Here is a 12,139-nt window from a genome sequence, read left to right as displayed (position 1 = left end):
GCATCAGCCCCGCCTTGGCCGCAAACGCCGACTGCGACGCCACCAACTGCGGAATATGAGCATCCAACAAACTCATCACCAACATCCCTTCTTGTCCGAGTACGCGACACGATCGTTTAGTTCCGTGTACCTGCCTCTCCTCCGAGGTCGCCCCAACTCTCCGGGAGCATGGGCAACGTTGGGCCGCTACCGAATTCGTCGCTGGCCAACGTGGTCAGGCCGCTGCCCTGCAAGCCAGTCCTGGGTACCGTGCCGGCGAACCCCAGCGGCCCGGCGCCCTGCACCGAGGCCGCGTAGCGGTCCGCCGGCTCGGCGCTCGCATCGTCGTCGGCCTCCAGATATTCGTAGCGATGACCGCGGTCGATCTCCTTGCTCGGACGCCGACGCATGCGGTCCTGTTCGCCACTCGGCGCTGCGGTAGCGGCGGCGGCCGGGACGGTTTCGGCCGCGCGCTCGGTCGTCTTGGACCGGCCCTGCAGCGAGGCTTCACGACCCAGCCCGGACCAGCCCACCATGTAGCCGTAGCCCTCCGCGCCGCTCACCGGGGCGGGTGGGATCGGTGGCACCCCTGGCGCGGCGGACGGGGTCGCAGCTTCGGCCGCCGACGTCACCGGCGTGGCCGGTGCCGCCGGGCTCGCCGGGACCACCGGGGCGGTGGCGGTCGACACCACCGGCGGTCGGACGCCCGCCATGGTTGGTTGTGGGACTGGCGCGGGCAACGCACCGACGTCTGCCGGCGCAGCCAGGCCGGCCAGCCCCGCCAGACCGGCCAGACCGGCCGGAGCCGCACCGGCTACGGCGCCCAGGGTCGGAATCATCAAGCTGAGACCCACCGAGGTCAACAGCGGCAGCTCCTGAATCAAGAAGCGCAACGTTCTCAGTGTCCAGTTGACGATTCGAAAGGTTTGCCAGGCAATGAAGTATTCGATCAACGCGGGTGCCGTCGACGGATTCAACAAGCCTTGAAGGTTCTGCTGAATCCAGGCCAGTGCCATCTGATTACCTTGGAAAAAGTTGCCGAGGTTCTGCAGATACTGCTGCGGACTCCAGTTGGGTTGGCCCTGGCCCGGGATCTGCTCGCCATCGGGCCCGAAGAGCATTTGCCAAATTTCGTCGGGCGTCGGCAACGTGAACGGCCCAGCAGGACCGCCGCCGAGGCCGGTGCCGGTGCCACCGCCACCGCCGCCGCCTCCGCCAGCTCCGGTTCCAGCCCCGGCACCGGTTCCAGTCCCAGTTCCGGTTCCAGTCCCAGCACCCGTCCCTGCCCCGGCCCCCGTGCCGGCTCCGCTGGTGTTTTGGGCTGCCCGGGTGACCGCCTGATAGGTGCTCATCGTGGTGGCCGCCTGCGTCCACATCCGCGCGTAATCGGCCTCGTTGAGGGCAATCGGAATCGTGTTGATGCCAAAGAAATTCGTCGCCACCAACACCGCGTGGATGGCGTGGTTTGCGGCCAACTCCGGCAGCGTCGGCATCGCAGCCAATGCCGCGCTGTATGCGCCGGCCACCGTCTCGTGCTGCGCGGCCGCCTCGGCACTGAGCGTGCTGGCCAACGTCAGCCACGCCAGGTACGGCATATGGGCGGCCACATACTGTTCGGCCGTCAGACCTTCCCAAACGCCCTGCGCCCCGGCCAACACCGCGGTCAACTCACTGGCCGCCGCCTGATATTCGGTGCTCAATGCCGTCCACGTGCCCGCGGCAGCCAACATCGGACCCGGCCCCGGACCAGTGCTCAATAGTGCGGAATGCACCTCAGGCGGGAACGCCATCCACACCGGCGCGGTCATTGTCAGCCACCGAGATAGGTCGAGGCCGCCGCCGCGTCCCCGGCGGCATAGTTGGCGCCGGCCAGGCTCACCCCGAGCCCGGCACGACCCAGTACCTCAACACCTTTGGCGGCGGCCGCCGAGTGCTGGCCGCCACGGGCGCTGAACACGGCCGCGGCCTCCAGCGACACCGGATCGGCCGCCGGCGGCACGACCATCGAAACCATCGGGGCCGCGCCGGCATGCGCGGCCGCGAGCTGCGCCGTGATCGCCTCCACCGCCGCGCTGGTCGCGGCCAAACCCTCCGGAACGACACGCAGCGTCATGACACCCACTCCCTTCGCCCACCCACACCAAACGCGATAGTCCAGCCCAGCAGTCCTGCTATCAGCCCGAAACCCAAGTGGCACATAACCTTTTCGACCACCCCGGTTGACACGACCGCAGACAGCTGACCCCGCCCAAGTAGCGCAACAAGATGAATGGGCGCAGCCGCGGGCACGATCAACCAGCGCCGAGGGCGCACCCACGGCAGGGTGGCCACCGCGTACAACAAGATCGCTGCGGACAGATCGCGCGTGCTGGCCCATGCGTCGCCGACTCCGTGAAGCATCAGCGTGCTAACCGTCGAAGCCGCCCCGACCGCGACGACGGTCTCGCGCCACCGCGCTACCAGAGCAACCGCCACCAACGAGGTCAGCCACACCAAGCCGCGGTGTCCGGGCAGCCCCAACGGGATCCGGATGTCGCTGTACCCGACGATCAGCGCGACCGCCAGTGCCGGGAACACAGCCTCGCGAGCGAGCTGCACGCCGCCCGTCGCCCACGGAACGTCAGAAGCAGCATCCGCATAGGACCGCACTTGCGGAACAATACCCCGTATATGTTCCTAAAGTGCGCAATCCTCAAGGCCGGATGAGGTATTCTGCGGCGCACGCTTCGGCGGTCCTGCTCTTCAGCGTCGGCTTGGCAGCCGGCGGCGGCTGCGCGGGGCATCACAACGATTACCTTGTCGTCCGGCAGGACAGCCGAACGCTGACCAGCTTCACGCTGCGGCAGTTGCAGGATCTTCCGCAGGTGGAGATCGTGACGCCACAGTCGCGAGGCGCAGTGCGCCAGAAGGGCCCAACGGTGCATTCCATCCTCGACGCCGCCGGCGCCATCGACGTGCGCAGCGTGCGAATCGAGGGGCGCGACCCGGCTCAGACGTTCGTCGCCGCGGAACTCACCGACGAGCTGATCCTGAACGTCACCAAACGCAAGACACTCAAGCTGGTCGGCACGAAGCTCGACGTCGGCCGATGGGTGCGCGATGTCACCAGCCTTGTCGTCAACCCATGACCGCCACGCCAGCTCTCGCCGGTGTGGACGTCCTCATCGGCATCGATGACACCGACGACCTGTACAGCCCCGGAACCGGCCGTCGCGCCCGGTTGCTGCTCGATGAGCTGGCGGCGGCAGCCCTCGGCGCCCCGGCCGGAGCTACCCGCCACCAGCTGCTGCTCGACGACCGAATCCCTTACACCTCACACAATTCCAGCGCCTGCCTGGCCCTGCGTAGTGCGGGCGGCAACCCGGACGCCGTGCGGGCACGGGTCGTCGAACTCGCCGGACGGTTCCTGGAACGGGTCTGCCCGCCCGGCGCCGATCCCGGGCTCGCCGTGGCCATCCCCGCCCACCTCGGCGAAACCGCCGCATTGCTGGTGGATTTCGGCCGTCGGGCAAAAAGAGAAGTGCTGCACGCCCGGGAGGCCCGCGACCTCGCGGCCAGGCTCGGCGTGCACCTGTCGGGCCACGGCGGGACGCAGGACGGGGTGCTCGGCGCGTTGGCCGCGGTGGGGCTACACCTCTCCGGCAATGATGGCCTGTTCATCACGCTGCCCGGGATCCGCGCGCTGCCAACCGAAGCCATCCTCGACGACCTGCTCTCGCTGACACCCATCGATGTCGTGCGCGACGCGATGCACCGCCAGCCCGAGCCCGACGAGGTCATCGAACTGGGTGACTGGGTACGCCCGGTGCTCGTCGACGGTCGCGCCGTTCTGCTGCTCGAGCCACCGCGGCGCCGGCCCGACGGCAGCCGAGCGTGGCGGACCGCGCCGCGTTCCGTCGTCAAACGACACTGACGACCGGGGAAAACCGGCGGCGGTGGCATGCTGGCAATGTGGGTCCGCTGTTTCATTTCGCCGCGAATTTCTGGTGGCTGGTATTTCCGCTGGGCGGCGCGATCGGCGGAGGGCTGCGAGCGATCGCCGCGGCGAACGAGCGCCGAGCCGAGCGACGGCTCGAGCGGTACCGGTTGAAGCAGCAGGCCAAGATCGCGATAGCCGAAGCATCCGCGCGGGGCCGAAATAATAAGGAAAGCTACCGCCGGGAGGTCGCCAAGCTCATCGCCGAGCACGACCGCACCGATGCGCGGTGGCTGGACTATGAGGTCGACATCGCCAAACTGCTCGACTTCCCCGTGATGACCGACATGCGGAATCCGCTGACCATTGGTTTCCACAAGGCGAAGCGGCGGGCCGACTTACTGCGTCCCGACCGACCCGACGACCTGCTCGGCGATCAGAGCGCGCGGCTGGACTACCGCGACGCCGTGCACGAGTACGTCAGCGCATTCGAAATCGCCGAGGCCGAAGCGATTCGCCGGCGTCGCAGCGACTTCTCGGCAGACGACCAGCAACGGCTGGCGCGAGCCAAGAACCTTCTGCACCTTGCGCAGGACGCAGCGGCGACACCGCAGGAGCGCCAAAGCGCTTACGCGCGGGCGAGCAGCGAACTCGATGGACTGATCGTGTTGCCCGCCCCTGCTCGCGAAAGCATCGAACGGCGCGTCGCCGGCGCCATCGAGGCCTGACTTTTAATCCAGCCGCTCGACGGCGAGCTGACCAAGCTCGCAGTAGCAGTCGACCGCCATCGTCAGGTCGGCTTCGGCCAGGATCTGCGAAACCACCGTGCGCAGCCCGTCGCGCCCGCCCACCGCCAGACCGTAGGCATAGGGCCGGCCGATGCCGACCAGGGCGGCCCCCAGCCCGTAGGCGCGCAGCACATCCACTCCGTTTCGGATCCCGGAGTCGAACGTCACCGGCAGCTCGCCGACGGCCTCGATGACCTGTTCGAGATGACAGATCGCCGGGATGCCGCCGTTGGCTTGCCGTCCGCCGTGATTGGAACAGGCGATGACGTCCACGCCGAGCTGTTTGGCGTGCGCGGCGTCGCTGGGCAGGCAGATGCCTTTGACGATCAGCGGCAGGTCGGTAAGGCCGCGCAGCCAGGTGATGTCGTCCCAGGTGAAATGGGGATTGGCGAAGACTTCCATCCATACCGCGCCGGCATGCACCGGGTCGAGCTCGTCCTCACGGGCGACGCCGGCCAATTCGCGAAAGCGCGGATCGGAGGTGTAGTTCGCGATGCAGTCACCGCGCAGCATCGGCATGAACCCGTGCGAGAGGTCTCTCGGCCGCCAACCCACCGTGCCGTAATCCACCGTCACCGCGATCGCATCGAACCCGGCCCGTTCGGCTCGCTTGACGAAGCTTTCGGTCAGCTTCTCGTCAGCGGTCGGGTAGAGCTGGAAGATCCCGAACGACTGCCCGCGAGCCTCCGCCACTTCCTCGATGGTGGCCGACGAGAGGGTCGAATACATTCCCACCAAATCCAGCTCGTCACATACCCGGGCGGCGTCCAGATCGCCGTCGGGCCGGATGTTTCCGAGCACACCGACCGGGCACAGGAAAACCGGCGACGGCAGCTTGCGGTCTAAAAACGTGACCGACATGTCGCGATCGCTGCGGTCGCGCAACATCCTGGGCGTCAGCCCATAGCGGCGCAGCTCGCTGACGTTGGCATCTTGGGTCTCCTCGTCACCGGCACCGCCTTTGACATAGCCATAAATCAACGGATTGAGGATTTCCTGAGCGCGGTGTTCCCATTCGTCGAACGTGAACGGAAACGGAGAGGTTTTGTTCAACACCCCGGCTTTGTAGAACTGGTATTGGTAATCGCCGAAGTTCCCCACTGCCCGCTTCCTCCCTGTATGACGGCAACGGGTTTCGGCTACCCGCTGCGTCAGCGGGCTACACCGGCGCGTTCGACGGCCCGGTCCGCTTCGACGACGCGGGTCCGGTAGAGGCTGGCGAGGGTGGTGACAAGGAGGGTCACCACGATGACGGCAAGCCCAAGCAAAGTCGGGATCTCCGGCACGTCGACGGGCTCACCGTTGTTGATGAACGGCACATTGTTTTCGTGCAATGCGTGCAGCACCAGCTTCACCCCGATGAACAACAAGATGACGGCAAGGCCCTGGGTCAGATAGACCACCCGCTTCAACAGGCCACCGAGCAAGAAGTACAACTGCCGAAGTCCCATCAAGGCGAAAACGTTGGCGGCCAGGACCAGATAGGGCTCACGGGTGAGTCCATAGATGGCGGGGATGGAATCGAGGGCGAAAATCAGGTCGGTGGTGCCCAGCGCCAGGACGACCAAAAACATCGGGGTCATCGTGCGGGTGGAGTGGTCCTTGACGTAGAGCTTGAGACCGTCCCAGGTATCGGTGATGTTCAAGCGGCTGCGGGCGAAGCGGACGACCGCGTTCTCGGAGTTGTCGTCGTAGTCGACACCGCGTGCCATTTTTGAACCGGTGTACACCAGGAATGCACCGAAAAGGTAGAACACCCATGAGAATTGCTGAATGGCAACGGCGCCGAGCGCAATGAAGACGCCACGGAATATCAGCGCGATCACGATCCCGACGAGCAATGCTTGTTGCTGGTGTGCCTTTGGCACTTTGAAGCCGGCCATGATGATGATGAAGAGAAAAAGGTTGTCGATCGACAGGCTGTACTCGGTGAGCCACCCGGCGAAAAACTCCAGCCCGGCCCGGTGGCCTTGGAAGTGCCAAACCCAGATCCCGAACAATGCGGCCAGTCCGACATAGATCGACAACGCGATCGCACATTCGCGCATCGTCGGTTGGTGTGGTCGGCGCGCGATGACCACAACGTCGAACAACAGGATTGCGATCGCCACACCTGAGACGACGATCCATTCGAACTGGTGCAACGGTTCGTGCAAAGGGCGACCTCCGGTAGTGCGAAACACCAGAGGTCTCTTCCACCGTCACAGCGGCCCGCGGCCCGGCCGTCCATTGGTGGTCGACGTGATGACGGCACCGCGGCGAGGAAATACTCCCCTCTGTAAGCACTCTGTCAGCTCAGGGTTGCGAACAGGTAGCCAAAGCATGACCCGTCGTTAGTATTTTCAAACTGTGGCGCTGCCGGAGGTCCCCGCTCCACGGCTCTCGCCGTGACCGAGCTCGGCGGAACCGCAGCGTCTACCGGGCCGATCGCACGCAGCAGCGTGGCCCGGGTCGCCACCGCAACGCTGGTCACCGCGCTGTGCGGGTACGCCGTCGTCTACCTCGCGGCGCGCGATCTTGCGCCGGCCGGCTTCTCGGTCTTCGCGGTGTTTTGGGGAGCGTTCGGCCTGGTGACTGGCGCCGCGAACGGCCTGCTGCAGGAGACCACCCGGGAAGTCCGCTCCGCGGGCTACACCGAGATCGTGCCGGGCCGGCGCACCCACCCGCTGCGCGTGGCCGGCCTGATCGGGGTCGCGACCGCCGCAGTGATCGCCGGCAGCTCGCCGCTGTGGAGTGGCCAGGTGTTCGCCGACGCCCGATGGCTCTCGGTGGGGCTGCTCAGCGCCGGGCTCGCCGGGTTCTGCCTGCACGCCACCCTGCTGGGGATGCTGGCCGGCGACAACCGCTGGACCCAGTACGGAGCGCTGATGGTGACAGACGCGGTGATCCGGGTGGCGGTCGCGGCGGCCGCCTTCGTGATCGGCTGGGGGCTGGTCGGATTCCTGTGGGCCACTGTCGCCGGTGCGGTGGCGTGGCTGATCCTGATCGTGGCGTCTCCGACGACACGGGCCGCGGCCCGGCTGTTGACCCCCGGAGGCACTGGGACATTCCTGCGCGGAGCGGCCCACTCGATCACCGCGGCCGGCGCCAGCGCGATTCTCGTGATGGGTTTTCCAGTGCTGCTGAAGGCGACCTCTCAAGCGCTAGGCACCGAAGGCGGCGTGGTCATCCTGGCCGTCACGCTGACCCGCGCGCCGCTGCTGGTGCCGCTGACCGCGATGCAGGGCAATCTGATCGCTCACTTCGTCGACGAGCGCACCGAACGCCTGCGGGCGCTGGTCGCGCCGGCGGTGCTGGTCGGAGCGGTCGGGGCCGTGGGTGTGTTGGCCGCGGGGCTGGTCGGCCCGTGGCTGCTGCGGGTGGGGTTCGGTCCCGACTATCAGGCGGCCGGCGCGCTGCTGGCCTGGTTGACGGCGGCGGCGGTGGCGATCGCATTGTTGACGCTTACCGGTGCCGCCACGGTCGCCGCCGCGATGCACCGCGCCTACAGCCTCGGTTGGGTCGGTGCAACGGTGGCAGCGACATTGCTGCTGCTGTTGCCGCTGCCGCTGGAGAGCCGCACCGTGGTGGCGTTGTTGTGCGGGCCATTGGTGGGCATCGGCGTGCATCTGCTCGCGCTGGCACGTCCGCGCGCTGAACTGCGGTAACTTGGGGCATCGAAATGGGTTATCCCGATGCCTGGATCGTCGTTCCAGCCTTCAATGAAGCCGGTGCCATCGGCGATGTCATCGCCGATCTGCGCACGGTTTTCGATCACGTCGTATGTGTGGACGACGGCAGCGACGACGACACCGGCGATATCGCCTTGCGGGCCGGCGCTCACCTGGTACGCCACCCGGTGAACCTCGGCCAGGGCGCGGCCATCCAGACCGGCGTCGAGTACGCCCGCCGCCAGCCCGGCGCGCAGGTGTTCGCGACGTTCGACGGGGACGGTCAGCACCGCGTCAAGGATGTCGTCGCGATGGTCGACCGGCTGGCCGGGGGTGACGTGGACATCGTCATGGGAACGCGATTCGGCCCGGGCGTGGGCAAGCCCCCGCTGCTCAAACGGCTGGTGCTGCGCACCGCCGCGCGGCTGAGCCCGCGCGGGCGTCGGCTGGGCTTGACCGACACCAACAACGGCCTTCGAGTGTTCAACAAGACCGTCGCCGACGGGCTGGACATCACCATGAGCGGGATGAGCCATGCCAACGAGTTCATCATGCTGATCGCCGAAAACCACTGGCGCGTAACAGAAGAACCCGTCGAGGTGCTCTACACCGACTACTCGAAATCCAAGGGCCAGCCGTTGCTCAACGGTGTCAACATCATCTTCGACGGATTCCTGCGAGGAAGGATGCCGCGGTGAACTGGATCCAAATCCTGCTGATCGCTTCGATCGTTGCGCTGCTGGTGTACCTGTTGCGCTCGCGGCGCAGCGCCCAGTCGCGGGCCTGGGTCAAAGTCGGCTATGTCGTCTTCGTGCTGGCCGGTGTGTACGCCGTGCTGCGGCCGAACGACACCACGGTGGTGGCGCACTGGGTCGGCGTCGACCGCGGCACCGACCTGATGCTCTACGCGCTGATCATCGCGTTCGTCTTCACCACGCTGAGCGCCTACATGCGGTTCAAGGACCTGGAATTGCGGTACGCCCGGCTGGCCCGGGCGATAGCGCTGCAGAGCGCGCAACCACCCGAACCGCGCTAGACCGTGTGCAGGTGCCGGAAATACTCGGTCGTGCGCCGGATACCCTCGGTGAGCTCTACCTGCGGGCGCCATCCCAAAACCCGTTCGGCCAAACCGATGTCGAGGCACGACCGCTTGATATCGCCGAGCCGCGGCGGATGAAACTCCGGGTCGTCGGGCGCTCCGATGGCGGCGGCCACCGCCGAATGTAGTTGGCGGTCAGAGGTTTCCACGCCGGTGGCGATATTGAACCGCTGCCCGCCGCCGACCGAACCGGAAGCCAGGATGAACGCCTCCACGACATCGTCGACGAACACGTAGTCGCGGGTGTTGGTGCCGTCGCCGAACACCTTGGTGGGCTTACCCGCCAGCAGCGCCTGAGCGAAGATGGCGACCACGCCGGCCTCTCCGTGCGGGTCCTGACGCGGGCCGTAGACGTTGGCCGGCGCGATGTGCGAGCACTCCAGCCCGTACAGGTGGCGAAACGCGTTGAGGTAGATCTCGCCCGCCACCTTGCCGGCGGCATACGGCGACGCCGGGTCGGTGGGCACGTCCTCCCTGGTCGGGTAGCTGGGCGGGGTGCCGTAGATGGATCCGCCCGAGGAGGTGTGCACAACCTTGCGGACGCCGGTGCGGCGCGCCGCCTCGGCCAGCCGAACCGTGCCGATCACGTTGACCGACGCGTCGAATTGCGGGTCGGCCACCGAGCGCCGCACATCGATCTGGGCGGCCAGATGGAACACCACTTCGGGGCGGAACTCGCCGAGAATGGCCCCCAGGTCGGCGGTGACGATGTCCGCCTCGACGAAGCTGAATTCGGGGTTGTCGGCCAGGTGCTCGAGGTTGGTGGCACGCCCGGACGCGAAGTTGTCCAGGCCCGCCACGGCTTGGCCGTCGGCCAAAAGACGGTCGACTAGCGTCGACCCGATGAACCCGGCTGCCCCGGTGACCAGTGCGCGCACCGGCCCACCATACCGGCGGGTTCCCGGCGTCGCGCTGGCCGCCGCCGCGCTGATCGCAGTGCAGCTGGTGATCCGCGCGGTGCTGGCATTTCGGGGCTACTTCTACTGGGACGACCTGATTCTGGTCGGGCGGGCCGGCACCCACGCGCTGCTGTCGCCGTCGTATCTGTTCGACGACCACGACGGCCATGTCATGCCCGCCGCCTATTTGGTGGCCGGCGCGATCACGCGCGTCGCGCCGCTGAATTGGACCGGGCCGGCGATCAGCCTGGTGGTGCTGCAGCTGCTGGCGTCACTGGCGCTGCTGCGCGCGCTATACGTGGTCCTGGGATGGCGCCCGGTGCTACTGATCCCGTTGACGTTCGCGCTGTTCACCCCCCTGGGGGTGCCGGGCTTCGCGTGGTGGGCGGCGGCGCTGAACTCACTGCCGATGCTCGCCGCGCTGGCGTGGGTGACCGCCGATGCCGTGCTGCTGATCCGCACCGGCAACCTGCGCTACGCGGTGAGCGGCGTGCTCGTGTACTTCGGCGGGCTGCTGTTCTTCGAAAAGGCCGCGGTGATTCCGTTCGTCGCGTTCGCGGTGAGCGCGCTGCTGTGCCACGTACAGGGTGATCGGGCGGCGCTCGCGACTGCCTGGCGGACTGGGGTGCGGTTGTGGATGGCGGCGCTCGCGCTGACCGCCGCCTGGATCGGGGTCTATCTGCTTGTGGTCAATCAGCAGCGATGGAGTTCGGACCTGCCGATGACGTGGGATCTGTTGCGCCGCTCGGTCACTCACGGCATCGTTCCGGGCCTGGCCGGTGGGCCATGGGCGTGGGCCCGGTGGGCGCCGGCCTCGCCGTGGGCGATCCCGCCGCCGGTGGTGCGAGCGCTGGGCTGGCTGACGCTGGCTGCGGCGCTGGCGGTCTCGCTGATCCGCAAACGTCGTATCGCACCGGTGTGGCTGACCGCGGCCGGTTACGTGATCGCCTGTCAGGTGCCGATCTATCTGATGCGCTCATCGCGGTTCACCGCGCTCGAACTCGCGCAGACCCTGCGTTATTTTCCCGACCTGGTCGTGGTGCTGGCGCTGCTCGCCGCGGTCGCGTTCAGTGCAGCCAACCGGCCCTCGCCGAAGTGGCTGGACGCGTCCATGCCCCGCGCGGTGGTGACGACTGTGGTGGCGGCGGCGTTCGTGGCCAGCAGCTGGTATTCGACGGCGACATTTCTGACTTCTTGGCGGGACAATCCTGCTCAGCCCTATCTGCAGAACGCCCGTCGCGGTTTGGCCGCCGCGCATGCGACCTCGCGTGCGCCGCTGCTCGACCAGGAGGTCGATCCGCTGGTGCTGGGCCGGGTGGCCTGGCCGGAGAACCTGGCCAGTCACATGTTCGCGCTGCTGCGAGATCGACCGGAATTCGCCTCGGCGACAACACAATTGCGGATACTGGACAGCTCCGGCCGATTGGTCGACGCCCAGGTGACCTGGGTGCGCATGATGGTGCCCGGGCCGAGGCCGCAGTGCGGATACTTCGTACAGCCCGACCACCCGGTGCGCCTGGCGCTCGACGGCCCGCTGCTGCCGGCAGACTGGACCGCCGAGATCAACTATCTGGCCAACAGCGACGGCTCGATGACGCTGTCGCTGTCCGAGGGAACCGACCGAAAGGTTCCCGTGCATCCGGGGCTCAACCGGGTCTATGTCCGGCTGCCGGGTGCCGGCAACGTCATCGCGGTGCGAGCGGACACGGCCGCGCTGGCGGTATGCGTCGCGGCGGGGCCGGTGGGTTACGTCGTGCCCGCGCCGCGGCGATCTTCGTGATTTGAGGCAAACGCCTCATGCGAGCAAG

At 67.2% G+C, this 12,139-nt stretch carries 13 protein-coding genes and 1 pseudogene; 7 read left to right on the top strand and 7 right to left on the bottom strand.

Annotation, left to right across the window (positions count from 1 at the left end):
- From esxG to AWC06_RS22250, 4 genes and pseudogenes are all read right to left on the bottom strand, one after another.
- A pseudogene (esxG, locus tag AWC06_RS23160) lies at nt 1-76 on the bottom strand (type VII secretion system protein EsxG); the annotation flags it as partial.
- 40 nt (nt 77-116) lie between these two features.
- Nucleotides 117-1,787 (bottom strand): PPE family protein, encoded by a 1,671-nt coding sequence (locus AWC06_RS22260; RefSeq protein ID WP_139820196.1) that lies wholly within the window; start codon nt 1,785-1,787, stop codon nt 117-119.
- A gap of 2 nt (nt 1,788-1,789) precedes the next feature.
- Nucleotides 1,790-2,092: a PE family protein gene (locus AWC06_RS22255; RefSeq protein ID WP_085200180.1), complete on the bottom strand. Its 303-nt coding sequence runs from the start codon at nt 2,090-2,092 to the stop codon at nt 1,790-1,792.
- On the bottom strand, nt 2,089-2,628 hold the full coding sequence (locus AWC06_RS22250; protein WP_211282014.1) for a hypothetical protein: 540 nt from the start codon (nt 2,626-2,628) through the stop codon (nt 2,089-2,091). Before AWC06_RS22250 ends, AWC06_RS22255 begins: the two co-directional genes overlap by 4 nt.
- Nucleotides 2,629-2,681: 53 nt before the next feature.
- On the opposite strand from AWC06_RS22250, the gene AWC06_RS22245 reads away from it, so the two are divergent.
- The 3 genes from AWC06_RS22245 to AWC06_RS22235 are packed head-to-tail and all read left to right on the top strand — an operon-like array spanning nt 2,682 to nt 4,623.
- Entirely contained in the window at nt 2,682-3,107 is a 426-nt protein-coding gene (locus AWC06_RS22245) for a hypothetical protein (protein WP_085200178.1), read from the top strand.
- The gene (locus tag AWC06_RS22240; RefSeq protein ID WP_085200177.1) at nt 3,104-3,892 is read left to right on the top strand and encodes a hypothetical protein; all 789 of its coding nucleotides are present in this window, start codon (nt 3,104-3,106) and stop codon (nt 3,890-3,892) included. Before AWC06_RS22245 ends, AWC06_RS22240 begins: the two co-directional genes overlap by 4 nt.
- A gap of 38 nt (nt 3,893-3,930) precedes the next feature.
- Nucleotides 3,931-4,623 carry a hypothetical protein gene (locus tag AWC06_RS22235; RefSeq protein ID WP_085200191.1) on the top strand — a complete coding sequence of 231 codons (693 nt, stop codon included), beginning with the start codon at nt 3,931-3,933 and terminating at the stop codon, nt 4,621-4,623.
- Nucleotides 4,624-4,626: 3 nt separating this feature from the next.
- Here the strand turns inward: AWC06_RS22235 and AWC06_RS22230 are convergent, their stop codons facing one another.
- Both AWC06_RS22230 and AWC06_RS22225 read right to left on the bottom strand, forming a co-directional pair.
- Complete coding sequence (locus AWC06_RS22230; protein ID WP_085200176.1) at nt 4,627-5,784, bottom strand: alpha-hydroxy-acid oxidizing protein; 1,158 nt, start codon at nt 5,782-5,784, stop codon at nt 4,627-4,629.
- Between the two features lie 50 nt (nt 5,785-5,834).
- Entirely contained in the window at nt 5,835-6,827 is a 993-nt protein-coding gene (locus tag AWC06_RS22225) for a TerC family protein (protein ID WP_085200190.1), read from the bottom strand.
- Between the two features lie 243 nt (nt 6,828-7,070).
- On the opposite strand from AWC06_RS22225, the gene AWC06_RS22220 reads away from it, so the two are divergent.
- From AWC06_RS22220 to AWC06_RS22210, 3 genes are read left to right on the top strand one after another with little or no spacing between them, the layout of a single operon-like run.
- Nucleotides 7,071-8,330: a hypothetical protein gene (locus AWC06_RS22220; protein WP_085200175.1), complete on the top strand. Its 1,260-nt coding sequence runs from the start codon at nt 7,071-7,073 to the stop codon at nt 8,328-8,330.
- Between the two features lie 14 nt (nt 8,331-8,344).
- On the top strand, nt 8,345-9,031 hold the full coding sequence (locus AWC06_RS22215; protein ID WP_085200174.1) for a glycosyltransferase family 2 protein: 687 nt from the start codon (nt 8,345-8,347) through the stop codon (nt 9,029-9,031).
- On the top strand, nt 9,028-9,369 hold the full coding sequence (locus AWC06_RS22210; protein ID WP_085200173.1) for a DUF2304 domain-containing protein: 342 nt from the start codon (nt 9,028-9,030) through the stop codon (nt 9,367-9,369). Before AWC06_RS22215 ends, AWC06_RS22210 begins: the two co-directional genes overlap by 4 nt.
- Here the strand turns inward: AWC06_RS22210 and AWC06_RS22205 are convergent.
- Entirely contained in the window at nt 9,366-10,310 is a 945-nt protein-coding gene (locus tag AWC06_RS22205; protein ID WP_085200172.1) for a GDP-mannose 4,6-dehydratase, read from the bottom strand. The two genes, AWC06_RS22210 and AWC06_RS22205, sit on opposite strands and share 4 nt — an antisense overlap.
- Between AWC06_RS22205 and AWC06_RS22200 the strand changes: the two genes are divergently transcribed.
- The gene (locus tag AWC06_RS22200) at nt 10,276-12,111 is read left to right on the top strand and encodes a hypothetical protein (protein WP_085200171.1); all 1,836 of its coding nucleotides are present in this window, start codon (nt 10,276-10,278) and stop codon (nt 12,109-12,111) included. The two genes, AWC06_RS22205 and AWC06_RS22200, sit on opposite strands and share 35 nt — an antisense overlap.
- The last annotated feature ends 28 nt before the right edge of the window (nt 12,112-12,139 follow it).

The sequence above is a fragment of the Mycobacterium fragae genome (genome assembly GCF_002102185.1).
Taxonomy (GTDB): Bacteria; Actinomycetota; Actinomycetes; order Mycobacteriales; family Mycobacteriaceae; genus Mycobacterium; species Mycobacterium fragae.
The sequence above is the reverse complement of the archived record's forward strand: the minus strand, read 5'-3'. Positions and strand labels throughout refer to the sequence as shown.

Excerpts from the sequence above, each read along its gene's own strand:
- AWC06_RS22260 (WP_139820196.1), bottom strand. The coding sequence starts at position 1,787 with ATGACCGCGCCGGTGTGGATGGCGTTCCCGCCTGAGGTGCATTCCGCA.
- AWC06_RS22255 (WP_085200180.1), bottom strand. The coding sequence starts at position 2,092 with ATGACGCTGCGTGTCGTTCCGGAGGGTTTGGCCGCGACCAGCGCGGCG.
- AWC06_RS22245 (WP_085200178.1), top strand. The coding sequence starts at position 2,682 with ATGAGGTATTCTGCGGCGCACGCTTCGGCGGTCCTGCTCTTCAGCGTC.
- AWC06_RS22240 (WP_085200177.1), top strand. The coding sequence starts at position 3,104 with ATGACCGCCACGCCAGCTCTCGCCGGTGTGGACGTCCTCATCGGCATC.
- AWC06_RS22215 (WP_085200174.1), top strand. The coding sequence starts at position 8,345 with ATGGGTTATCCCGATGCCTGGATCGTCGTTCCAGCCTTCAATGAAGCC.
- AWC06_RS22200 (WP_085200171.1), top strand. The coding sequence starts at position 10,276 with ATGAACCCGGCTGCCCCGGTGACCAGTGCGCGCACCGGCCCACCATAC.